21 protein-coding genes are annotated in these 23,310 nt (G+C 36.3%); 7 read left to right on the top strand and 14 right to left on the bottom strand.

The window, feature by feature from the left end:
- Positions 1 to 16: 16 nt before the first annotated feature.
- Both EXE10_RS08235 and EXE10_RS08230 read left to right on the top strand, forming a co-directional pair.
- Positions 17 to 1,477, top strand: coding sequence for a CYTH domain-containing protein (locus EXE10_RS08235; protein WP_130113037.1), 1,461 nt, complete (start codon positions 17 to 19; stop codon positions 1,475 to 1,477).
- A 176-nt stretch (positions 1,478 to 1,653) separates the two neighbouring features.
- On the top strand, positions 1,654 to 3,114 hold the full coding sequence (locus EXE10_RS08230) for a CHAD domain-containing protein (RefSeq protein ID WP_130113036.1): 1,461 nt from the start codon (positions 1,654 to 1,656) through the stop codon (positions 3,112 to 3,114).
- Positions 3,115 to 3,186: 72 nt separating this feature from the next.
- Here EXE10_RS08230 and tsaA read toward each other — a convergent pair whose 3' ends face one another.
- Positions 3,187 to 3,900 (bottom strand): tRNA (N6-threonylcarbamoyladenosine(37)-N6)-methyltransferase TrmO, encoded by a 714-nt coding sequence (tsaA, locus tag EXE10_RS08225; RefSeq protein WP_130113035.1) that lies wholly within the window; start codon positions 3,898 to 3,900, stop codon positions 3,187 to 3,189.
- A gap of 117 nt (positions 3,901 to 4,017) precedes the next feature.
- Between tsaA and EXE10_RS08220 the strand changes: the two genes are divergently transcribed.
- Complete coding sequence (locus tag EXE10_RS08220) at positions 4,018 to 4,797, top strand: ferredoxin--NADP reductase (RefSeq protein ID WP_068972790.1); 780 nt, start codon at positions 4,018 to 4,020, stop codon at positions 4,795 to 4,797.
- A gap of 163 nt (positions 4,798 to 4,960) precedes the next feature.
- On the opposite strand, the gene EXE10_RS08215 is transcribed toward EXE10_RS08220, so the two are convergent.
- The 5 genes from EXE10_RS08215 to EXE10_RS08195 all read right to left on the bottom strand — a co-directional run bounded on the left by EXE10_RS08215 (position 4,961) and on the right by EXE10_RS08195 (position 8,053).
- Positions 4,961 to 5,449 carry a hypothetical protein gene (locus EXE10_RS08215; protein ID WP_130113034.1) on the bottom strand — a complete coding sequence of 163 codons (489 nt, stop codon included), beginning with the start codon at positions 5,447 to 5,449 and terminating at the stop codon, positions 4,961 to 4,963.
- Between the two features lie 116 nt (positions 5,450 to 5,565).
- Positions 5,566 to 6,018, bottom strand: coding sequence for a hypothetical protein (locus tag EXE10_RS08210; protein WP_130113033.1), 453 nt, complete (start codon positions 6,016 to 6,018; stop codon positions 5,566 to 5,568).
- Positions 6,019 to 6,202: 184 nt separating this feature from the next.
- Entirely contained in the window at positions 6,203 to 7,231 is a 1,029-nt protein-coding gene (gene arsB / locus EXE10_RS08205; RefSeq protein WP_130113032.1) for an ACR3 family arsenite efflux transporter, read from the bottom strand.
- Between the two features lie 10 nt (positions 7,232 to 7,241).
- Positions 7,242 to 7,715 carry an arsenate reductase ArsC gene (locus tag EXE10_RS08200; RefSeq protein ID WP_130113031.1) on the bottom strand — a complete coding sequence of 158 codons (474 nt, stop codon included), beginning with the start codon at positions 7,713 to 7,715 and terminating at the stop codon, positions 7,242 to 7,244.
- Positions 7,716 to 7,729: 14 nt separating this feature from the next.
- On the bottom strand, positions 7,730 to 8,053 hold the full coding sequence (locus tag EXE10_RS08195; RefSeq protein WP_130113030.1) for an ArsR/SmtB family transcription factor: 324 nt from the start codon (positions 8,051 to 8,053) through the stop codon (positions 7,730 to 7,732).
- A 163-nt stretch (positions 8,054 to 8,216) separates the two neighbouring features.
- Between EXE10_RS08195 and yegQ the strand changes: the two genes are divergently transcribed.
- Positions 8,217 to 9,617, top strand: coding sequence for a tRNA 5-hydroxyuridine modification protein YegQ (yegQ, locus tag EXE10_RS08190; RefSeq protein ID WP_130113029.1), 1,401 nt, complete (start codon positions 8,217 to 8,219; stop codon positions 9,615 to 9,617).
- A gap of 15 nt (positions 9,618 to 9,632) precedes the next feature.
- Positions 9,633 to 9,884 carry a YfhL family 4Fe-4S dicluster ferredoxin gene (locus EXE10_RS08185; RefSeq protein ID WP_068972784.1) on the top strand — a complete coding sequence of 84 codons (252 nt, stop codon included), beginning with the start codon at positions 9,633 to 9,635 and terminating at the stop codon, positions 9,882 to 9,884.
- A gap of 225 nt (positions 9,885 to 10,109) precedes the next feature.
- Here the strand turns inward: EXE10_RS08185 and EXE10_RS08180 are convergent, their stop codons facing one another.
- On the bottom strand, positions 10,110 to 10,967 hold the full coding sequence (locus EXE10_RS08180; protein WP_265937137.1) for a LysR family transcriptional regulator: 858 nt from the start codon (positions 10,965 to 10,967) through the stop codon (positions 10,110 to 10,112).
- Positions 10,968 to 11,112: 145 nt separating this feature from the next.
- Here EXE10_RS08180 and EXE10_RS08175 point away from each other — a divergent pair, with 145 nt between their 5' ends.
- A complete protein-coding gene (locus tag EXE10_RS08175; RefSeq protein ID WP_130113027.1) occupies positions 11,113 to 11,781 on the top strand; it encodes an FMN-dependent NADH-azoreductase in 669 nt (222 codons plus the stop codon).
- A gap of 79 nt (positions 11,782 to 11,860) precedes the next feature.
- Here EXE10_RS08175 and EXE10_RS08170 read toward each other — a convergent pair whose 3' ends face one another.
- Positions 11,861 to 12,829: a metal-dependent hydrolase gene (locus EXE10_RS08170; RefSeq protein WP_068972837.1), complete on the bottom strand. Its 969-nt coding sequence runs from the start codon at positions 12,827 to 12,829 to the stop codon at positions 11,861 to 11,863.
- Between the two features lie 248 nt (positions 12,830 to 13,077).
- Positions 13,078 to 14,643 carry an alkyl hydroperoxide reductase subunit F gene (gene ahpF, locus EXE10_RS08165; RefSeq protein WP_130113026.1) on the bottom strand — a complete coding sequence of 522 codons (1,566 nt, stop codon included), beginning with the start codon at positions 14,641 to 14,643 and terminating at the stop codon, positions 13,078 to 13,080.
- A 461-nt stretch (positions 14,644 to 15,104) separates the two neighbouring features.
- Between ahpF and EXE10_RS08160 the strand changes: the two genes are divergently transcribed.
- The gene (locus EXE10_RS08160) at positions 15,105 to 15,725 is read left to right on the top strand and encodes a DsbA family oxidoreductase (RefSeq protein ID WP_130113025.1); all 621 of its coding nucleotides are present in this window, start codon (positions 15,105 to 15,107) and stop codon (positions 15,723 to 15,725) included.
- Positions 15,726 to 15,861: 136 nt separating this feature from the next.
- Here the strand turns inward: EXE10_RS08160 and EXE10_RS08155 are convergent, their stop codons facing one another.
- From EXE10_RS08155 to rbtA, 5 genes are all read right to left on the bottom strand, one after another.
- Positions 15,862 to 16,782 carry a hypothetical protein gene (locus EXE10_RS08155; RefSeq protein ID WP_130113024.1) on the bottom strand — a complete coding sequence of 307 codons (921 nt, stop codon included), beginning with the start codon at positions 16,780 to 16,782 and terminating at the stop codon, positions 15,862 to 15,864.
- A gap of 49 nt (positions 16,783 to 16,831) precedes the next feature.
- A complete protein-coding gene (locus EXE10_RS08150) occupies positions 16,832 to 17,962 on the bottom strand; it encodes a toxic anion resistance protein (RefSeq protein WP_130113023.1) in 1,131 nt (376 codons plus the stop codon).
- A 9-nt stretch (positions 17,963 to 17,971) separates the two neighbouring features.
- Positions 17,972 to 18,754 carry a tellurium resistance protein gene (locus EXE10_RS08145; protein ID WP_130113022.1) on the bottom strand — a complete coding sequence of 261 codons (783 nt, stop codon included), beginning with the start codon at positions 18,752 to 18,754 and terminating at the stop codon, positions 17,972 to 17,974.
- A 182-nt stretch (positions 18,755 to 18,936) separates the two neighbouring features.
- A complete protein-coding gene (locus EXE10_RS08140) occupies positions 18,937 to 21,369 on the bottom strand; it encodes a CSLREA domain-containing protein (RefSeq protein WP_130113021.1) in 2,433 nt (810 codons plus the stop codon).
- Between the two features lie 10 nt (positions 21,370 to 21,379).
- Positions 21,380 to 23,185 carry a rhombotarget A gene (gene rbtA, locus EXE10_RS08135; protein ID WP_068972775.1) on the bottom strand — a complete coding sequence of 602 codons (1,806 nt, stop codon included), beginning with the start codon at positions 23,183 to 23,185 and terminating at the stop codon, positions 21,380 to 21,382.
- Between the last annotated feature and the right edge of the window lie 125 nt (positions 23,186 to 23,310).

The raw sequence follows: 23,310 nt of genomic DNA, 5'->3' as shown, positions 1-23,310 counted from the left end.
AAAATAGGATTTTCACATGCTCGAAGTTGAATTGAAGTTTCAGATTGCAGAAGCCCGTCGCAGTGCGTTACTCAAAGCATTAGACCCTAAAAAATCTGAAATTATTCAACTACAAGCGAAATACTATGACACACCTGATCGTCTGCTCTCACAACAAGGGGCTGCCCTGCGTCAACGCTTAGAAGGAACGCATTGGGTACAGACCTTAAAAGCAGCGACCAAAAGCCATTTACAACGCTTTGAAGACAATACTAATCTAGGCGAACTTGCAGAAGCACCTGATTTAAATCTTGATATTTATCAAGATAAACCCGAAGCATTGGCAATTTTAAAAAATGCATTGGGTGATCAATTTAATCACTTGCAACTTCAGTTTGAAACCGATATTCAACGCACTATGCGCGTCATCACCTTTGAAGATGCAGAAATTGAAATTAGCTTAGATATAGGTGAAGTACGTACTGAAACTGCAACGCAACAAATTCATGAAGTTGAATTTGAGTTAAAAAGTGGTTCGATTCAATCACTACTGACTTTCAGCTTTGAATGGGTGAAGAAATATCAATTGTGGCTTGATGTTCGTAGTAAAGCTGAGTTTGGCAATTTATTGGTGCAAGACAAAAAAGTCAGCCCTGCAAAACAAACCAAAGAGATTATTTTCAATAAAAAAGACAGTGCTGATAAAAACTTACGACTATTGGTAGCCAGCCAATTACAACATTTATTACCCAATATTGCGGCCATTTCAGCTCAAGTAGCTGAGCCTGAACATATTCAGCAAGCTCAGGTTGCCTTACATCACTTACATCTCAGCCTATCACTCTTTAAAGATTGGACAGACAGTAAGACTGAAAAATGGTCACATCAATTGTCTGCCTTTGAAAGTCATTTTAAAAACCTACAACATTTTGAGCATATGCAACGCACTTTAGGGGCTTTATTGCAAAATCCAAAAACTGCGGAAAGTTTGGATAAAGATATTTTATATGCCAATGAAAAACTGAATAACCTAGTTAAATCAACACAAAATGTGCAACATTATTTGGAATTATTGATCTTTAGCTTGGGACAATCTGAAAAAGCACCATTACATGATTTAAAATGGTATGCGCAAAATACCCTGCAAAATCAATATAAACAGCTTCAAGAAAGTTTAAATGATGCCGATCTTTCTGATCTAGAAAGCCTTGAAGCCTTGGCACAACATTTAAATGAATTAAAATTTAGTTTCCCGATTTTGACCAATATTTATGATGTGAAGAATTTACAAAAATATGGTAAATCCCTGAATGATGCTCAACAAGCTTGTGAACAATATCAAGTGCTTGCCTCTTCTGCTTCGTATTTACAACAAACGGATTTGGAAGCCAGTGACTGGTTTGCACTGGGTTGGCTGACAGCGAAACAAGAAGTCTATGCAGAGAAACTTCTTGAAGCGACAGAGCAATTCCTTGTGAGTCGTAAATTCTTAAAATAATCATGAAAGATGGGAATGATTTAAACATTAAATCATTCCTTTACAATACTTTGTACCCTTTATTCTAAGCCCAATATCGCTTGCACGGCTGATTTGTAATCATTCATAAAAAAATGCAATAAATCTAAATTTTCAGATTAAACTCATTAAAAGAATACATAAATGGAATTCAAGCCATGTTCGAAATGGAGTTAAAATTTCAGGTTTCTGAAGATAAAAAAGACGCTTTGCTTAAAGCCTTTCAACGAAAAAGTTGCATAGCGAAAGCCTTAAACGCAAAGTATTATGATACGGCACAATTCGATTTATCCACACATTCCATTTCACTTCGACAACGACTTGAAAATGAGCAATGGTTCCAAACGCTAAAACTTCCAACAGAACAACATTTGAAACGTGTAGAGTTTGAAGAAAGTTTAGGGATGAATGAAACAGCATTACAACTCGACAACTATTTAAAATCTAAGCATATTCCTAAATATATAAAATCCATTTTCACACAAACTGATCACCCTTTAGCTATTCAATTCCAAACACAAATTGAACGTAAAATCACCTTATTTAATTTTCAAAATAGTGACATTGAAGTCAGTTATGACTTTGGAAAAATTATTGCACATCAAAATATACTCGATATTAATGAATTAGAATTTGAGCTTAAACAAGGGACAGTGCAAGATCTAATTTCCTTTATTTTACCGCGTATTAAACGCTATGGGCTGTGGTTAGATACTCGGACTAAAGCGCAACGAGGGACTCTCTTGGCACAAGATATTCAGGAAAATCCTGTGCAATTTCAAACACCGCTTTTTCTTAGTGCAAAGGACAGTCAAGAAAAGGCTTTACAGAAGATTTTTAATCATTGTTTACAGCATTTATTACCAAACAGTAGCGCTATCGCTTCGGGTCATTTCAACTCTAAGCATGTGCATCAAGCGCGTGTTGCAATTCGTCGCCTACGTAGCGCTTTAAAAACATTTTCAAGTTGGTCACTTCGTATTGATCCAACATGGCAAACTCAATTGGCGGAACTATTTCGGCAACTCGGTACGACACGTGATCTTGATGTAATCCGTGAAGAGTTACTTCCGCAACTTGATGCGGTGGATGCACCTAAATTTAAACTTGCTGAATCTGAAACACCTGATCGTCAAAGCCTCATCCAACTCTTTCGTGCCTCTAACTTTAACTATCTTATGTTGTCTTTGATTCAGTTTATTTATCAAGATACGACTGAAAATAGCGATGCTTCTATACATAAAGCAGCTTTGAAAAAGATCAATAAATTACATCAGAAAATTCAAACGGATGCTGAAAACTATTTAGAACTCGATATCGAAGCACGGCATAAAACCCGTAAAAATTTAAAACGCTTGCGTTATAGCATTGAATTTATAACTTCTTTATGTGATGAAAAGGATATGAAGCAATATATTAAAGCGATCAAACCTGCACAAGAAAGTTTAGGGCTATATAATGACTTGATTGTGGCAGAAGAAATACTTAAAAAATTAGTAAAAACAGATGCTAAAATTTGGTTCGCACTGGGATGGATTGCTGCTGAGAAGAACCGTTTATTGATTCAATCGCAACAGGATTTGCTAAATTTTGCCAAAGTAAACGCATTGAAATCATAAATGCTGTGACAATGAGTGTCAGAAATGCGTATTCATCATTCTATTGATAAATACGCATTTTAGATGAATCAATTAAAGTTCAATTTGTTGAACAATAATACTTGTTTCGCCACAACTAAATTTAATATTGAATGCGCCAAAACGTAGTCCATAAACTCGCTGATCATCATGCTGATAGGCAGGTCGCGGATCTAAGCCTAAAACTTGTTCCAACTCATCGACATATTTTTGTTGAATCTGTTTATTTTTCAATAAGGCTTGTTTGGAAAATTCAGCCTCTTCTGACCAAATCACCTGTTTTCTGACGGGTTCAGCCTGTGCATAGCCACTTTGTGCATCAACGATTGCATCTGAATAGTGAATATAGGGCTTAATATCTAGAATCGGTGTGCCATCAAGTAGATCACTTCCTGTGACATAAACACGAACAGCATTGTCCTCTTTTCTGACTTCTTTCAGTTGTACCACAGATAAACCAATCGGCGCAGGTCGATACATACTTCGTGTCGCAAAAACACCTATTTTCTTATTTCCCCCTAAACGTGGTGGGCGAACTTGCGGGCGAAATTTCTCTTTATCTTGTTGATTTTTATTATCATGGAACTGCCAAATCAGCCATAGGTGACTAAATTCTTCGATCCCCTCAAAAGCATCTAATACATTATACGGCGCATACATTTCGATATAGGATTCGACTTGTACCAGATTTGGCTGACGTGGAATGCCAAATTTTTCCACAAAAGGAGATCGCATAACACCAATGATGGGAAGACTCAATTCAGTCATATTTTCAGCCATAATCATTTTTTCTGATAAGCTCAATTAAATATATTCAGTTTATAGAGAATGATTTTAGATTAGAATAGTAAGCTGTTCTAATTTGATAATTTATTGAGACCTTTAATGGCTGCTTTCAACGTCGAAAAGATTACTCACGTACACCACTGGAATGACACTTTATTTAGTTTTAAGACCACGCGTGATACTGCATTGCGTTTTAAAAATGGTCAATTTGTCATGATTGGTCTTGAAGTAAATGGCAAGCCTTTAATGCGTGCTTACTCTATTGCAAGTGCTAACTACGAAGAAGAGTTAGAGTTTTTCTCAATTAAAGTGCCAGATGGTCCTTTAACCTCTATTTTGCAAAAAGTAAAAGTTGGCGACGATATTCTTATTTCAAAAAAACCGACTGGTACTTTGGTTCTTGATGATTTAAATCCTGGTAAAAACTTATACCTTCTTTCTTCAGGTACAGGTCTTGCTCCATTCTTGTCTACGATTCGTGATCCTGAAACTTATGAGCGTTTTGAAAAAATCATTGTCGTTCACGGCACACGTTTTATTTCAGAATTGGCTTATCAAGATTTAATCTTAAATGAAATTCCAAACCATGAGTTTTTCTCTGAGTTAGGAGCTAAAGAAAAGTTAGTTTATTACCCAACAGTAACGCGTGAAGAGTTCCATACTCAAGGTCGTGTAACAACTGCGATTGAAACAGGCGCTTTATTTGAAAAAATTGGTTTACCACGTTTCAACCCTGAAACTGACCGTGCAATGCTATGTGGTAGCCCTGCGTTCCTAGATGATGTTGCCGCTCTTCTAGATCAACACGGTCTTAAAGAATCTCCTAAAATGGGTGTTCTAGGTGACTATGTGATCGAACGTGCATTCGTTGAGAAATAATTTTATTTCTGAATGATTAGATATAAACCGAGGTTAAATACCTCGGTTTTTTGTTAGCACATTATAAACAAGTATAGATGATTATTTCTAATTCCTCCTATAAGCGTTGAAAATGCATAATAAAGCTTAGATTTAAAATTAAAGAATGCATATAAATATTCTATCAAGCGACCCAACAAATCCAATTTCCATTTGATATAGCAGATGTTGCACTCACATTTGTAGCAATATAACAATAGCACGCACTTTTGCCTTTTCCAGAAATTGTATTCTGAATTGCAGATTTACAAGAACCTTCAGGTGTTCCATTATTTACACCAGCATCTGATCCCCAATAGAAGTTTAAAGTTGGACAAGCTTTTACATAATTAGGCCATTGTTCTTTTGTCGTTTTAACAATTGCACCAACTTGTGTATTACATTTAAGTTCTTGCGTATTTGAACTTGTGGTATTTGATGAACCTGTAGTCGTTGTTGATCCTTTACTTGTTGAATTAGGAGTTGTTGTCCTATCACCCGACGAGCTTATAACCGTTGTTGACCCTAGACTCACTGGAGTACTAGTTATGGTTGTCCCTTTACTCGACGAACTTGAAGTCGTTGTTGTCCCTTTTGTATCCGACTCTGATGCTGTATCCTTCAATGCATCCAAGGACTTAGATTCCGAATCTTTCAAAGGATCTAATACAGAGTCAAGATCACTACATCCCTGTAAACTTAAACACGCAAATAAAGTGATTAATAATATTTTTTTCATGTCTATATGCCCTATTTATATTCTTTATTTAAATTATAAATTGCACCATCAAATTTCATGATCAACTGCTCTATATTTTTCGGAGAAATATAAAGATCTATTCTCTCTGGAAGGCTTGAATATAGTGCATAGTATCCGTCATTATTTCTATCGACATGATTAATTTGATAGCTATAAGATTTGCTCGTACTTGGAACTGTACAAATATGATTTTTAAATAAAGTTGTCGTTTTCTTTAATAAAAATGGGTGTTCAAATTCAAACGATATATTAAAATATTTTTTTTGCGCTTCATCGAATACACAATTGGTCCTCCATTTCCCTGTGTATGATTTCATACTTACACTGTGCTGATCTAAAACCACACGATCATTAAAAATATTTTGTTCTATATTGAGGTCATTTGCATATGTAAAACTCCCCAATATTAACAAAGCACCTAAACTCATTAATTTTATTTTCATTTTTTATTACTCTGTCAATGAATATTGAAATGGATTCTAACTTAAGTAGATTTATTGCAAATATCCTCAAATGAGGTATAAAAATTTGTTTTTTCATAAAAATAAATACTGAGCATTTTCTATAACTTTGAAAACATTAAAATTAAAAAATACTAATCACAAAAAATAAACTAATCCTGTTCTATTAAAAGCGCTTCCTTAACCACAGCGACACACTCACCAAAGCAATCAATACAGGTACTTCAACCAAAGGACCAATCACCGTGGTAAATGCTACTGGCGAAGCCAAACCAAAAGTTGCGATTGCTACAGCAAGTGCCAACTCAAAGTTATTGCCTGCTGCGGTAAATGAAATGGCTGTGGTTTTCGGATAATCATTGCCCATCCATTTACTCATAAAAAAGCTAATGAAAAACATCATGATAAAATACAGCGTCAGAGGAATAGCTATTCGCAATACATCCAGTGGCAATGCCACTACATCCGCACCTTTTAAGCTGAACATCGCCACAATGGTAAACAGCAATGCCAGTAAACTCAGCGGACTAATTTTAGGAATAAAACGATTTTGATACCAATCCAAACCCTTTTGTTTCACCAGAATCAAACGGGTTAAGAAGCCCAATAAGAATGGAATACCCAGATAAATCAGCACCGCTTGGGTGATCGTCCAGAAACTGACATTGATCACTTGCGCTTCAACACCAAAAAATGGCGGTAAATAAGTTAAAAATAACCATGCATAACTGCTGAAAAACAGGATCTGGAAAATACTGTTAAATGCCACCAAGGCTGCAACATATTGATGATCACCACAGGCAAGATTATTCCACACCAATACCATTGCAATACAACGTGCCAAGCCAATCAAAATCAGCCCTGTCATATATTCTGGATAGTTCTGCAAAAACAGAATCGCAAGTGCGAACATCAGACACGGTGCAATCAACCAATTTTGCAGCAAAGACAAAACCAAGGTTCGCTTGTCCTGAAAAACTTGGCTTAAATTTTTATAATCTACTTTGGCTAAAGGTGGATACATCATCAAAATCAAACCTATGGCAATCGGTAAATTCACCGTTCCCACGCTCATCTGATTTAGGCTTTGCGCTGTTTCGGGTAAAAATAAACCGATCGCAATACCAACAGCCATGGCGATAAAAATCCAAAGCGTAAGATTCCGATCTAAAAAAGAGAGTTTCTGAACTGACATAGTTGAACATTCACACAATTAAAGCGATTTTTTCGAGTGCTTTGGCTAATTCCTGTGCATTCAATTGTTCAAAATTCAATGCAAAAAAAGCATCAAAACGACGTTGAATATGTTGCACCGTTGAATGAAACGCCTGTAATTTTTCTGCTTCTGGCAAATCCAAATGTGATGGATCATCCAAACCCCAATGAACTTTTAAGGCATTTCCTAAATAAAGTGGGCAAGATTCATTGGCAGCTTCGCTACATACCGTCACCACAATTTCAGGTGCAAACGCCTCACATGCCTGCATGTTTTTACTGAATAAATTTTCAGTCGGAATATTCAAACTTTGCAAGGTTTTCAAGGTCAGTGGATGCACCTGTCCTGAGGGATGACTGCCTGCGCTACATGCCTCGAAACCAACAGGTGCTTGCGCATTAAATAAAGCTTCAGAAAGAATACTTCGACAACTGTTACCTGTACATAAAAATAAAATTTTCATTTTAATTCAACCTTCTATTCACAACATTTGGAATTTTCAGAACCAGCATTTTCAACTAAATTAAAACGCTGATCCTGTTCTGCGAGTTTGAGCAAAATCTCTTTGCACCATGGCGCTAAATCATCATGTAACTGATAATAAACCCATTGCCCTTGGCGACGATCTTGCAAAATCTGTGAAGTACGCAACAGCGCCAAATGCCGTGAAATTTTCGGCTGACTGAGCGCTAAACTTTCAGTCAAATCACAGACACAACGTTCACCCTGTTTCACAATCATCAGTAAAATATCGAGCCGTGTTTGATCAGCGAGACATTTAAAAAAATCAACTTGATTCATATCTATATATGGATATATGTATTTCCATATATATTAAACTTAAAATGAGTAGATTGACAATATTTTGAGGCTAATCATTTTCAATCCCGAGCTTTTTACTAGGTTGAATCTATTTTTTTTATCACTAGAATAATACCCATAAAGTTTTTATGCCTTTTACGACATGACCATTTCCCACGTTACTGAACTTCTCTCTCCTGCCGGTTCGCTAAAGAATATGCGCTATGCATTTGCTTATGGTGCGGATGCTGTTTATGCAGGTCAGCCGCGTTACAGCTTGCGGGTTCGTAACAATGCATTTGATCATGACAATTTAAAAATTGGTATTGCCGAAGCACATGCTTTAGGCAAAAAGTTTTATGTGGTGGTGAATATTCAACCGCACAATTCCAAGCTTAAAAACTTTATCCGAGATCTTGAACCTGTGGTTGCAATGCAACCTGATGCTTTGATTATGTCTGATCCTGGTCTGATCATGATGGTGCGTGAACATTTCCCTGAAGTGTCGATCCACCTCTCTGTTCAAGCCAATGCAGTTAACTGGGCAACGGTCAAGTTCTGGAAAAATATGGGTTTAACTCGCGTGATTTTATCACGTGAATTATCCCTCGAAGAGATCGAAGAAATTAAGCAAAATGTGCCTGATATGGAAATTGAAGTTTTCGTACACGGCGCGCTTTGCATGGCTTATTCCGGTCGTTGCTTACTTTCAGGCTATATGAATAAACGTGATGCCAATCAAGGCGCTTGCACCAATGCTTGTCGCTGGGATTATAAAGTTCACGAAGCAGCAGAAGATGCATCTGGGGATGTCATTCCAGTCCAACAACTGGAGACAGCATCAGGCTGCTGCAACAATAAAGATGCCGACGAGCAACACGCCTTACAACAAAATCAATTTGGCGAACCGGTTTTATTACAACGCAATGAAGAAGACATGTTTGCTGCTGAAGAAGATGAACATGGTACTTACTTCATGAACTCAAAAGACTTACGTGCTGTACAACATGTAGATCGTTTGACTCAAATGGGCATTCATTCTTTGAAAATTGAAGGACGCACCAAATCATACTTCTACTGTGCCAGAACAGCGCAAATTTATCGTAAAGCGATTGATGATGCACTTGCAGGCAAAGGCTTTGATTCTGCACTGATGACACAACTGGAAGGTCTGGCAAATCGTGGTTATACCGAAGGTTTTTTACGTCGCCACGTACATTCTGAATATCAGAATTATGAAACAGGTTCTTCACGCTTTGACCATCAACAGTTTGTTGGTGAAGTTTTAGAACGACATGGCGACTATATCAAGATTGAAGTGAAAAACCGCTTTGTTGTCGGTGACTCATTGGAACTCATGACAACTTCAGGAAACATCACTTTTATTTTGAATGAAATTTTGGATAAAAAAGGCAACTCGATCACCGATGCAAAAGGCTCAGGACATATTGTAGATATTCCTATTCCTGCGGATGTAGATATGCAATATGCTTTATTAATTCGCAACTTACCAAACTCTACTGCTGATATTTCTGCATCATCATTGGCTTATCAAGCGATTTAATCAAAGGATAAAACCATGGCTTTAATGATTACAGACCAATGCATAAACTGTGATATGTGTGTTGCAGAATGCCCGAATCAAGCAATTTTTGAAGGTGAAAAAGTCTATGAGATTGATGCAGAGCGCTGTACAGAATGCGTTGGATTTTATGAGCGCCAAACCTGTGTCGATGTCTGTCCGATTGATTGTATTGTCCAAAATCCAGCACATGTAGAGAGCAAGGAACAATTGTTAAATCGTTTTTATTATCTCAGCCTGTTTGGTTAAACATACTACACTTACTTGAGAAATGTCATAAAAATGTAAAACTTGGAATGTATTTTGCTTATCAATAAATACTGTCTAAGTACAAGATAAAAATAACAATAAATAAAATAGAGTTTGGGAATCAGCGCCCTTACTCGAAACAAGGGGAGAATAATAAGATTAAACGGAAAAGCCAAAGTACATTTGGGGGGTACTTTGGCTTTTTTATTTTAATACAATCATCTTTTAAATTACTTTATAAGTGCCTTCTAATTTTTCTCGGCACCATTTTTTTGTACCGACTATGACCTCATCCTGTTTTAATGATGAGAGTAAATAATAATTCAATGCTTCAACGTAATGCTTAGACACGACTTTCAACATTCCCATTTGTAAATAATGTGCAATCGCAACTTTACTTAACAAAGCAATGCCCTGACCTGCTAATACAGCACGAATTGCATGATTTTCCTCATTATAAAAAACCTGACGTTGTCCAACATGGATTTGCATATTTTGTTGGCTATACCATTTTTGCCAATTGATTCGTTTAGGGCAATATTCATCTCCCCATGAAAAATGGATCAGTGGGACACGATTCCAATCAATATTTTCACTTTCTATAGAGGGGTGACTGACCGCGACATATTGATCTTCTGCCAATAATTCTACATCTAATTCTTGATAACCACCTTGACCATAACGAATCGCTAAATCATATTGCCCTGACTTCATATTCACTGGGTCATAACTGGCATGTACTCGAAACATCACATCGGGATACAAAGCTTGTAACTCAGGTAAATATGGGATCAACCATTCACTCGCATACGGTGGTGTAGTCGTAATGGTGAATAATCGTTGCTGATTTTGGTTCAACTGTAACAGCGCTTTTTGAATATGTTCAAAACCTGTTTGTACATGTTTAAATAAGAACTCTCCTTCTGCCGTTAATTCTATTTTTCGTGTTTTACGTTCAAATAATTTCAGATTAAGTTGATTTTCTAATTTTTTTATACGATGACTCAACGCTGTAGGCGTAAGATGCAAGCGTTCAGCAGCTTTCTTAAAGCTTAGGCTTTCAGCAACATATTGAAAAGCCAATAGTTGCTCCAACGAATAGTGTAAGTCCATATTGCAATCTAAACATAGATGAATCTAATTCACTTATAGCATTTATTTTGATCGTTTGTCACAGCTCCACAATTCAATAAAGATGTAATTCATCTCTTAGATTGAGCAACGATAAATGACCAATATTTTAAGAATAGATTCAAGTGTACGCACAGGCATTGCTGGCAGAGTTCCTCATGGTTCACAAAGTCGTAAATTAACAGAACTTTTTATCCAAACTTGGTCTGAAATAGATTCATCAATACACATCAAACATCGTGATGTCGGAAAAAATCCTCCTCAACTGATCGATGAAGAATGGATTGTATCTGAATTTGGCTATGCGGAATCTGAAGAAAAAGCCCAACAGCGTTTACAACTCAGTGATGGATTAATCGCTGAATTGAAATGGGCTGACCTGATTGTTTTGGGAATGCCTTTATATAATTTTGGTCCACCAGCCCACTTAAAAGCCTATATTGATAATATCGTCAGAAAAGACAAAACCTATAGTTTTGATCCAAATCGCGAACAACCCTATATAGGATTACTAGATCAACAAAAACCGATGATTATTTTATCTTCTCGTGGTGGACACGATTTTGATCATCCTGATGCACCATTTAAGAATCATGCAGAACCATCGGTTAAAACTGCCTTTAACTTTATTGGTATTCAACAGTTTCATGAAATTGCGATCGAATATCAGGAATATGGTGGTGAATTATTTGAACAATCGGCACTAGATGCTGAAAATCTAGTCCGCAAATTAGTACTACAACTTCATCCTACGATCAATACATAGAATCACAGCTTGAATATGCTCCAAAATATATAGACCAACGACTTCATCCAGTTGGTCTATATTGAAAAATTAGAAATATTTAGCTTTTTGCTGCGGCTACAGCGGCTGAACGTGCAAAATATGCTAGGGCTTGTTCAGTGTTTCCTTCTGAATCAGGATGATAATTTGGCGAAATCCAACGCACAACTGATTTTGCTAAAAAAGTAAAGGTGGGTAAATTGCCTGTTTGCTTACCGACTTTTTGCAATTCCCACAACATGCGAGGGAAACTGGCTTTGGCGATTTTCTGCATCTCAACTAAATCATCTTGTCGTGCCAAACTACGTCCGATATCGACCATTAAATACATAAAAATAGGAAATACAGCCGTCATCAACACTTGGCGTGAGATATAAAAACCTAATTTGTTTTGCAATAAATGCTGAAACAAATCAAATGCGACATTACGATGTTCAACCTCTTCTGCTAAATGCCAACGGAACAAATCACTTATCTCAGCATCTGCACCATATTTATCCCAATTATGACTATGATCCAAGGTCCATTGACCAATCACACCTGTGAAATGCTCAATTGCAGCAACAATTCCCACACGTATGGTCAGCCAATAAGACGCTAGCCATTTCGATTTTGATAATTCCAAACCAAAAGGTTTGTCTGATAAAAGCTGCTCAAATAGCGTTTCAGCGGTTTTTAAACCTTCATCAAGATTGTAATGCTGTTCTGTCATAAACTTTTGCCCTTGAATATGAGCACGTGCATGCGTCGCTTCTTGCTTAATAAAGGCACGGACATCTTCTTTTAGCTGAGCATCTTTGATCAAAGGTAAAGCTTTATTAAAAACACGGCAAAACCAAAACTCACCTGCGGGCAATAACAAATTTATCGCATTATAGGTATGTGATGAAAATGGATCTTCAGGAATCCAATGAATCGAAGAATCAGAAAAATTAAACGCAACAGCTCTAGGTGTAATTTTTATATGCTCATGCTTCACAAGCTTAATCCTTATAGATTTTAAAAATATTCTAAACAAGCTTAACCACATTACATTGGCTGAATCATTCACCACACTATTGTAAATGTACAAATTCCATTCTTAGCTTATACATCCATCTATAATTTAATTTTACGACTAATACGCCATAAAAAGGTGCTATGGCGAATATAAAAAAGGAACTGAGCTGTTAGCAACTCAATTCCTATAAACCATTTAAAATGTTTTCAATAAAATAAGAAGAAAGCCAAAATCATTCAATATTTTGGCTTCCCTTTCTATTCATTGATGATCAAAACTTATTGACCTGAACGAATGATGTAATCGAATGCTGATAATGACGCTTTAGCACCCTCACCCGCAGCAATGATAATTTGCTTATAAGGCACAGTGGTACAGTCACCCGCAGCGAATACACCTTTTACATTGGTTTCATTACGATCATTCACCACAATTTCATTACGGTTTGACAACTCAACAGCTGTTTCTTTCAAGAAATCTGTATTTGGCAATAAACCAATTTGTACAAAGATCCCTGCAAGTTCAACAACATGCTCTTCATCAGTTGCACGATCTTTATATTTCAATGCAGTCACTTGTGAACCATCACCAATCACTTCAGTAGAAAGTGCATTCATGATCACAGTGGTATTTGGCAAGCTATTCAATTTGTTTTGTAAAACTTGGTCAGCACGGAGTTTTGTATCAAACTCAACAACAGTGACATGTTCTACAATCCCAGCAAGGTCAATTGCGGCTTCAATACCAGAGTTACCACCACCAATCACAGCAACGCGTTTACCTTTGAATAATGGACCATCACAGTGTGGGCAGTATGCAACACCACGTGTTTTATACTCTTTCTCACCAGGTACATTCATCTCTCTCCAACGCGCACCTGTTGAAAGGATGACTGTTTTTGATTCAAGTTTTGCACCATTTTCAAGTTCAATTTCCACTAAACCGCTGGCAGTTTGATCTGCACCTACAAGGTTTTTCACTTTTTGTAGGTTCATAATGTCCACACCGTACTCACGTACATGTGCTTCCATATCTGCACCAAATTTCGGACCTTGAGTTTTTTGCACTGAAATAAAGTTTTCAATGTCCATCGTATCCATGACCTGACCACCGAAGCGCTCAGAAACGATACCCGTACGAATACCTTTACGTGCAGCATATACCGCTGAAGTTGCACCAGCAGGTCCACCACCGATCACTAAAACATCAAATGCTTCTTTTGCATTCAGTTTTTCAGCATCTTTCGCAGCAGCACCACTGTCCAATTTGGCAACAATTTCTTCCAAAGTCATACGACCTTGACCGATATGCTCGCCATTTTGGAATACCATAGGTACAGCCAAGATTTTGCGCTCTTCAACTTCGTCTTGGAAGAATGCACCATCAATCATGGTCGCAGTTGTACCAGGATTGTTGATTGCAATTAAGTTCAATGCTTGAACAACATCAGGACAGTTATGGCAGCTTAAAGACACAAATACATCAAAATCAGCAGTTAAATTTAAGCCTTTGATTTGCGCTAAAATTTCATCTGAAACTTTCGGTGCATAACCTGACACTTGCAATAATGCAAGAATCAAAGAGGTAAACTCATGCCCCATTGGCAAGCCAGCAAAGAATACGCGAGGTTGTTCACCCACTTTAGCGATACCAAAGCTTGGTTTACGTCCATTTTCGCCATCAAAACGTGCCGTCACTTGATCAGAAAGAGCAGCAACTTCTGTGACTAATTCTTTGATTTTGTCTGATTTTTCAGTGCCATTTAAAGAAGCAACAATTTCAATAGGGCTTTCAAGACGTTCTAACAATGTTTTTAATTGAGCAGAAGTATTTGTATCTAACATGCTAACAATCTCCAAGGGAGTAAATTCTTTCGTTGAACCTATAATACGTCGATTTAAAAAATAGATAAAACAGTTTGTTTTTATAAAAACAATCGGTTTTTTAGTTTAATGAAAATATTTTTAATTTCACGCACCCCAATGATTCACAAAACCGTGTTTTATCTAGGTTGTGTATGAATATGGGGACATTTCCAATAAAATCAATAGTGCTCATAGATACCTCGAAACTTAAAATTAAATTAATTTTCAATAAATATAATCATTCTGCAACGATCGCTCTACAAAAATTCATGTGCAAATTTTATCTAAAGTTTTAATCTGAAATAACGAAGTTGTTTATCTAAACCGTGTTGTTCCCCAAAAGTACAGGCAGTACTTACTTATAAAATTGAAATAGTTAAAACTGAAATAGTGAACCGAAGTGAACTAATTTCAGATACAAATCACAATGAGGTAAAACAATGAAAATTGAATTCGTATTCGACCTAGTCTATCCAATGAGTTATGTCGCATTTGAAAAACTTAAACAGCATTGGAATCAGCCAACGACTCGAAAAATCGAATTATTGCCAGTGCAAGTTTTACCTGAGATTCCAGAACAAGGTTTAGATGTTTATCAATACTTGACTGTACGCTATGGAACCAAAGAAGCAGATCGTAAATTGGATATGGCAAAGTTTGCTGCCTACAGCCAAGATTTAACTGTTGATATTGAACACATGAAACGTATGCCAAACAGTGGTTTAGCGCATCAGGCAATCTTGGCTTTGGATAATATCTTTGATCAATTTGCCCTAACCCAAGCGTTATTTCATGCTATTTTTGCACATGGCAAGGACATTGCGAATCCTGAGATACTGAAACAAGTGATTGAAGGTATGGGCTTAGATGGCACAAAAGTATTGCGCTCAATTCAACATAAAGAAGTAGCAGATAAACAGGCTGAAATTACGCGCTATGTGCAAAGTTTCGGAAAACACCCAACGCCGTACTATATCGTCGATGGTGAAATTTGGGACAAAACATTTGATACTTTAGAACTGAAAGAATTAATTTTACATCGCAGTAAAGAAGTCGCTTAAATTGCATGTCGTTTCTAAATCAAAAGCGCTTCTCAATAAAAATCCGTACTATAAAAAAAGCACTTTCCCCATTGAAAGTGCTTTTTTAAATCTGCGCGCTCATCCAATCATTGAAAAGCTAAAGGCTGCAAGAACTTTAAGATTTCAATTGTGTTGCAATTCGATCAAGACGCTTCGCAATGCGACTTGCTAACATATAAACCATTAAACTCAATAAGAAACTAACTGCTGTAATCCCCCATAAGATCTTGCCAACCCAATTTGACCAAAAGTTTGCACGATCAACTTGAGCTTCCACACTTTTAGCAATTGGCGAAACTGCTTGATTAAACACTTGATGTTGAATCGTCCACAATTGCTCAGGTTTAAAACCATATTCTAAGAATTGGGGATCAGATTGTTCCGCTTTAATCAGTTTTTCTGCATATACCGTTGCAACCACTTTATCTACAGGTTTATGCATCAAAGCAGTTTGAGCCAATAAATAACTTTGCACATTTTCAGGTATATCTGATTTTTGTAAATATCGATAAAAATCACTTTGTTGAATATTTTGATCATATTGAACAAAGGCACTGACCACACTCTCTTCATCATCTTTCAGCTCATACTGCACATAGCTTAACCCGCCCCAAAGTACAATAAATGTGATGAGCCATGCGACAAATTTAAGGATAAAAGACTGAAAGCGTATCAAAAAGAATTTAAATCTTTTTAAAAATCCAACAATCATAAATGCACCAATGAATGAGACTATTAATTTTAAAATTAACCATCCCAACCATGAAAAAGCATTCATAAAATAATCAGGTTGATGGACATATTCTCTTAATTTTCCATCAATCATATACGGCAAATGAATTTGCTGAACCTGTTGCGCCACGCCAAATGAATTGAAAACCAATTCCTGCTGAAAAAAAACTGCAACTAAACTCACAACACCGACGGTTGATAAAAGTAACGCAGAAGCTGTTAGATTAAACTTTCTGCGTTTAAGAACTTTTAAACCCTGCTCAATCTGCTGAATATCCGCAGGATATTGATTTTTTTCAGTCAAGCGCTATACCTTTAATTCATGGGCAAAATACATTGAACAGACAATACCATTAAGCCTTAGGTGTACTGGTGTCCAATACCAATTGTTGCAGATTCGATTGTAAAGCTTTGATTCGTGTAGATGCTTCTTCACGTTTTTGCATGCCTTCTTTTTGAATCTGAATCACATCATTCACTGTTTTAATGAGGGTATTTTGCACGTGTTCAAGGGTTTCAATATCAATTACTGAACGCTGATTGGCTTTTGCGGTATCAACAGAGTTTTGATGTAATAAGTCAGCATTACGTTTTAACAACTCATTGGTTGCATCATCAATAGTATTGGCAAGTTGCACACTATTACGTTGCTCATTCAGTGAAATAGCTAAACTAATCTGATTCTTCCACGCAGGTAAAGTAATGTTTTTAATCGCATAAAACTTATCCACCAACATCATATTATTAGATTGAATAATACGAATCATCGGTAAAGTTTGCATCGCTGATTGCTGCAAAACTTGTAAATCACTCACTCTTTTTTCAAGATTATTGGCGAGATGATTTAGGTCATAAACCCGTTGATTGGTTTTTTGATCTTGCTCTTGAGCAGATAATGTCGCAATTTCTTTCTGAACTTCGTCTTGTTTAATTTTCCCTGCTGCAATGTAAATACCCAACTGACGGTATTCTTCTTGCACGCCATTGAACATACGATCAAGTGTGTCTACACGTGTTTTTAAACCTGATTGTGAGGTTTCAATTTCTTTCACCAAAGAATCAATTTGCTCTTTGGTGGTATTAAATTGCTGATCAAAACTTTGTTTTGCACCTTTAAACTTACTTAAAATGCTACCGATAAAGCCTGAATTTTTTGATTTATTTAAAATACTCGAGGTATTCAACTGTTGTGCAACTTGAACAACTTCATTCAATTTTTGTCCAGTCACATCGAGATCTTTATTCTTGACGAGATTTAATAACTCATCTGTATAAGATGATGTCTTGGTCGCAATATTCTTACCATACTCAGCCACAGCAGTATGATTAATATTAGCTAAGTCTTTATGGGCATTCAGCACTTCATTAAAGTCTTCACTATTCAACCCAATTTCTTTTAAATTTAGTTGCTCAAACTTCTGCAACTCTAATGGTGATTCTGTTGTTGCCACCTGTGTTGTTACTGGATTGTTTGAATCGCTCATCGTATTACCCTATTTATTTTCTAATGATTTCTTTAATGATTGAATTAATTTATCACGACTTTGATCCAATTCTTCAGTCATATTTGAAGAACTTTGCGCTTGGCTTTGTTTCACATGATATTGCCAAGCAGGAATCAAAACTTGTTGTGCCTCATTAAACCGATCTAATAATGTTAATAAAAGCTGTTGCGTCAGTTGCATTTGTGCCAAAGCAATATCATTACTGGCTTGTAAAGTCTGTAATGTATTAATTTTTTTAGACAAACGCTCGGAAAAATTATCCAAAGGATGCCTATTCTGTACAAAAGCTGGATATTCTTGAGCAAACTCTTGTGCAGCACGAATATATTTTGCCATCTGTTCACGTAAACCCACAGCTTGCTGGAAACGTGATTCTGATTTTTGAATTTCAACTTGTAAGCGTTGACTCAGCCTATTCGCTTCATCAATTAAACGATCTAAATCTTTTAGATATTGATTCTGCCCAACACTAAACTCTAAGTCTAAACCTAACCACTTTTGTAATGCATTAAACTTTTTTTGATTTAGTTTCTTTTTAGAAGCCGATAATTGTTCAATAATCTGTGCAATTGTGTGGCTTAACTTTTGTGTTAACTCAGGATCAATACCATTCAATAATACTGATTGCCCTTGAATCAACTGATCTGCATATAGATTCATACGCGTTTGATTATCCAATAAGGGAACCAAATCATTACGTTTTATCGAAACTAACTCTTCAGCACGATAAGAAATCTGATCAATCGGGGTTAATACAGTAAATTGCTTCATATAAATTCAAAATGAAAATTTTTCAATAGGTTAAGGATCGTACCCAAACTATCCTCTTGTATCTAAAACTTATAATACAATTTGAAGCACATGCCTATCTAAATAGCAAAAAATATACATTGCTGATAAAGAAAAAGAAGCCAGTTTCGAGAAACTGGCTTCTTAGATAACAAAGACCGATATTACGCTTTTTTATTCATCTTCATTCGGCGATAACCCGCTAAACCAATAAGACCTACTAAACTTAACCAGCCGAATGATCCACCGCCACTCACACGCGGACTGTTCGCAGCAGTACCTGAGTTTTCAAGCGTAATTGTGCCCTCATTTGATGCAAGCCCATCTGCATCATAGACCAAATATTTCACTTTATAACTAAAAGGATCAAGCGTGTTTTTCAGCTGAATATGAATTTTACCACCATAACATGTGTACTTGTTATCCGTACCTGGACATGCACCACTACGATCAGCAGTAATCACAACAGGATCTAAATCAGTTGTGATGCGAATAGGCAGTTCTTCACCTTTAGAGTTAATATAGAATTTTGGCTTATTCGGTTTTGTTATCAGTGCTGCTGCATTACCGTCACCATCATCATTTGCATATTGCAATAAATCAACATCTATAGGTTTGGTCGAACCTGCTTCGATGTTCAACGTAGTATCAGTTGTTGACGGAGCAATATTTACTAAATTTCCAATTAGATACGCTGTCGAGGTAATATTTGGATCTGATTTTAAAGTCAATGTATAACTACAGAATTCATTATCACCCGAAACTGTGACTGCATCATCAGTACGCCACATCAGAATCTTTTTCAGGTTCGCATTCCATTCACAATGCAAATTTGGATCAGGATTACCATTAAACTTACCATCTGTGAGTAAACCTAAACCGAGTGATTTTGCTGTGACCGTATAATTATCAGCACTTAAATGCTTTACTTCACGAACCATCTTGCCATTTGAATCTTGAGTAATGATTTCTGTTGGTATATTTGCAATGAATGGATCAATAAAAATAGTGCGATATTTTTGCTCAGATTTCGTATATTTAATTAAATTACTATAGTTCTCTGATTGAATTTTATAGTATGGAATATAATCCTGATTCGTTTTTGGATCTGCAATCAGTTTGTTATAAATATCTAATTCATTTTGATAACTTGCCAATGCAACTGTAACAGATGTATTGTTCGCACTTAAATTATTTGCTGTTAAACGTAAAATTTCTGTTGAACCAATATCGCATGAATTCGAAATATCATTCTCACCCGTAGAGTTTTGCGCAATGATACGAGTTACACCGCGTTGATCAGCAGTGCTACATCCAGTAAAACCAATATCGACTAAATCTTTTTCAGTCCCTAAATTTTTAGGGAAGTACATTGGCATAAAACTAGTTGATTCACTTGGTTGCTCTAAATCATATAAAATTGAAGAAAAATTAATATTACTCACATCAAGTGAGTAGTCTTTCCCCTCTTTGGTTAGTGAGTTTGCAAGTTCACATTGATCATTTCCAGCAGCTAAGGTTAAAGCGTTATAACCGACCACTACACCTGAATCAGTAACCTCACTCACATCACCATCTGCATAGCGACAAGACTTACCATTATTATATGCTAAGATGTTATTACTTATACTTTTAGCACCATTATAGCCATACAATAATGTTGCCCAAGCATTGTTTTTAACAATTGTATTACTTAATAATGATAAAGTTGAATTATCACTAAAATTTACTTTGCCTTGAGGCGTTAATTGACTAAATTGAATAATACTGCCTGAATCTGGATTGGCTATATTATTGGTAATTGTATTTGCCGTGAAAGTTACACTCGGTTGACCACAAAAACTAAATGTGCTCGTACTATTTGTAGCGCCGTTATTAAGAAAACTAGCACCAGTGATTTCTATCGTACGTGTAGTAAATAGCAAATTATCTGCACAAGTCATTCCCAATACACTACCTTGTTCAGCAGTGTTTCCATCAAATACGCCAAAGTTAACAGTTAATGAGCTTGTTGCATCATTTAAATAAATTGCCGCTCCATTTTTAGCTTTAGCATTCAGAATACTTACATTAGTTAATGTAGTTACGCCACCTGCATAAATTGCCCCACCCACACTGTTATTGGTGTCTTTTAGGCTTGATCCATCTTTAAGAATCAAATTTTTCAAAGAAAGACTTGGTTTATTGTCATAAATCGTATTAAAAATACGACTTACACCTTGACCAGAAATAGTTGTTTTAAGTGCAGTTTCTGCTGGGTAATTATTGGTTAAAACATCAGGACGGCTATAATCAGCGGGTTCTTTACCAATAATAATAACATCCGAGTTTGGTCTCAACTCTTTACTTAACTTATACTCACCCGCTTCTAATTGGATCACGTTCGGAACTGTGGAGTATATTTGGCCAGCACTACAACCACCATAAGCTTGGCGCATTTCTGCAGTTTTTATGGCTTCTCTTAATGAACACTTTGCCGGATTCGTACCATCTTCATCATCCAAAGTATTGACATAAATGGTCTTATCATCAGCCGCCATCAATGACATCGTTGATAATATTGCTAGCGCCAATAATCCTTTTTTATAATTTTTCATATTTAATCCCTTATTTGTATTTTATGCGTCGATAACCTACCAAACCAAGTAATCCGATAATTGAAATAATGCCTAAACTACCGCCAGAAGTTTTTACTTTATAATCTTTAAAATCATCTGGTTTACGTTGGACAATTCGCGCGGGGATCGAAATATAAGGATTATCCGACTTATTAAAACTTGTTGTTGAAGTAATAACATTGATTTTAAACTCGTCCGAACCTTGCCAATTGCTATTTGGTGTATAAATAATTTCACCATTTTGATCTATCGCCATCGTACCTTTTGATGGTGTATTGGTTTGAATTATTTTTAGGCACCCTATTTGCCAAGGCTTACCATTTTCATCTACATCACGATTAAAAATTTGTTTACACTTTTCAACGCTCACCAGCTCCCCATCTTGCAATTGATCTGCAATAGAAAACTTAGCAGTTTGACCATACAAAATATCTTGCCCCACTGTCGTGGTACTAGATGAATCAATCACTAATTCAATAGCACCACGGTCACACAATTCCATATTTGCGTTTCTGCTTTTACCACGTTGATCTACAGTTGAACAATTTAATATTTTGTCTTGAGGAGCAGGTCCTTTATTGACAATCAAAGAATCTTCAGCAGAAGTATAGCTTGGTAAAATTCTTGGTAAAAAATAACCCAAAGCGAGTGATTCTACTTCAGAAAATGGGCAAAGAATGCCATTACTATTGTAATCACATTTTCCTTCCGTGCTGCCAGAAATCAGTTGAGTCGCGCCTAAAGCAGTACCTTTATAACCACCACAACCTACTGAATATAAATTATTACTGATCTGACTCTCTTCACCACCTGCAATCGTCGTACAGTCTGCATTACCATTTTTGGCAATAATGCTATTCGCTACGAAGCCTTTTTTATTCGGCGCATCAATAATCAATCCCATCGTATTTAAAATCATGGTGACATTATTAACTTGCATTGCATCGTATACTTTAACGACATAGCCCTTATTATTGAAAATTGTACTATTGATAAACCCAAATGGAACTGATTCTCCAATTGCTTTAATCGCTTCCTCTGAAAATTTATTTTTGACTTCAAAATTAGAACTATTGCTATCCGTTACTTCATTATCTCGAATCAAAGACTGCATGATCGTAAATGCTGGAATCTCAGCATAAATAACCCCACCTTCTTTCGCTTTATTACCTTGCATCAAGGTGTTATTCATCGAAACAGTGCTCAAACTGGTATTCGCGGCATATTCTCCAGCATTATAAATAGCGCCACCTTGTCTTGCAGTACCATTTAAAAGCTGACTATTTGTCAGAATCAATGTTTCTTTGTTGTAAATCAAACCACCTTGATCTTTACATTCTGCTTGGCCACAACCTTTCAAAGTCATTTCACTAAAAACGACGGTCAGCATAGCTTGCTTTGCTGTTGCTTCTGGATCTATTATTTTTTCAATATGAAATAAACGGTCTTTTCCAACCATTTTGATAATGGCATTTTTTTTACCTACAACAGTACTGGTATCATTAATGTCAGTTTCATAATCAGAAGCGAAACTTACAGTTTTTGAAATACGTATCTGGCTATTGAGTGTATATTCTTTATTCGCCTGCAACATGATCGTTGCTGTAGCACTTTTGCCACCACAACCATTGTAACCTGCTTCTGGCATCCCTTGATTAACGTATTCAATCGCTTCCCTTAATGAACACTGATCATCTGCTTTCACAACATCATCTGTTGTCGTGACAGTAATATTTGCACTGAATGCATGACCAGCAATACATAATAATCCTAAGCCTATGCCCTGTTTGAGCATTATAGTCTCCTTGATTTCTTTTAATTATTTCTTATTAGCCAGCATTAAGCTTTGCCATAAATCCTTTTTGCGTACTTTGTCACAGCTAAAAAAAATTCTCAAGAATTTTTCTTATATATCCTATA

This window comes from Acinetobacter sp. WCHAc060033 (assembly GCF_004209125.1).
GTDB classification, from domain to species: domain Bacteria; phylum Pseudomonadota; class Gammaproteobacteria; order Pseudomonadales; family Moraxellaceae; genus Acinetobacter; species Acinetobacter wuhouensis.
Note: the sequence above shows the minus strand (reverse complement) of the source record. Positions and strands in the feature narration are given on the sequence as shown.

What these genes read in the sequence shown, in the direction of transcription:
- EXE10_RS08235 (WP_130113037.1), top strand. Translation starts at nt 17, where the DNA reads ATGCTCGAAGTTGAATTGAAGTTTCAGATTGCAGAAGCCCGTCGCAGT.
- EXE10_RS08230 (WP_130113036.1), top strand. Translation starts at nt 1,654, where the DNA reads ATGTTCGAAATGGAGTTAAAATTTCAGGTTTCTGAAGATAAAAAAGAC.
- tsaA (WP_130113035.1), bottom strand. Translation starts at nt 3,900, where the DNA reads ATGACTGAATTGAGTCTTCCCATCATTGGTGTTATGCGATCTCCTTTT.
- EXE10_RS08220 (WP_068972790.1), top strand. Translation starts at nt 4,018, where the DNA reads ATGGCTGCTTTCAACGTCGAAAAGATTACTCACGTACACCACTGGAAT.
- EXE10_RS08210 (WP_130113033.1), bottom strand. Translation starts at nt 6,018, where the DNA reads ATGAAAATAAAATTAATGAGTTTAGGTGCTTTGTTAATATTGGGGAGT.
- arsB (WP_130113032.1), bottom strand. Translation starts at nt 7,231, where the DNA reads ATGTCAGTTCAGAAACTCTCTTTTTTAGATCGGAATCTTACGCTTTGG.
- EXE10_RS08200 (WP_130113031.1), bottom strand. Translation starts at nt 7,715, where the DNA reads ATGAAAATTTTATTTTTATGTACAGGTAACAGTTGTCGAAGTATTCTT.
- EXE10_RS08195 (WP_130113030.1), bottom strand. Translation starts at nt 8,053, where the DNA reads ATGAATCAAGTTGATTTTTTTAAATGTCTCGCTGATCAAACACGGCTC.
- yegQ (WP_130113029.1), top strand. Translation starts at nt 8,217, where the DNA reads ATGACCATTTCCCACGTTACTGAACTTCTCTCTCCTGCCGGTTCGCTA.
- EXE10_RS08185 (WP_068972784.1), top strand. Translation starts at nt 9,633, where the DNA reads ATGGCTTTAATGATTACAGACCAATGCATAAACTGTGATATGTGTGTT.
- EXE10_RS08175 (WP_130113027.1), top strand. Translation starts at nt 11,113, where the DNA reads ATGACCAATATTTTAAGAATAGATTCAAGTGTACGCACAGGCATTGCT.
- EXE10_RS08170 (WP_068972837.1), bottom strand. Translation starts at nt 12,829, where the DNA reads ATGTGGTTAAGCTTGTTTAGAATATTTTTAAAATCTATAAGGATTAAG.
- ahpF (WP_130113026.1), bottom strand. Translation starts at nt 14,643, where the DNA reads ATGTTAGATACAAATACTTCTGCTCAATTAAAAACATTGTTAGAACGT.
- EXE10_RS08160 (WP_130113025.1), top strand. Translation starts at nt 15,105, where the DNA reads ATGAAAATTGAATTCGTATTCGACCTAGTCTATCCAATGAGTTATGTC.
- EXE10_RS08150 (WP_130113023.1), bottom strand. Translation starts at nt 17,962, where the DNA reads ATGAGCGATTCAAACAATCCAGTAACAACACAGGTGGCAACAACAGAA.
- EXE10_RS08145 (WP_130113022.1), bottom strand. Translation starts at nt 18,754, where the DNA reads ATGAAGCAATTTACTGTATTAACCCCGATTGATCAGATTTCTTATCGT.
- EXE10_RS08140 (WP_130113021.1), bottom strand. Translation starts at nt 21,369, where the DNA reads ATGAAAAATTATAAAAAAGGATTATTGGCGCTAGCAATATTATCAACG.
- rbtA (WP_068972775.1), bottom strand. Translation starts at nt 23,185, where the DNA reads ATGCTCAAACAGGGCATAGGCTTAGGATTATTATGTATTGCTGGTCAT.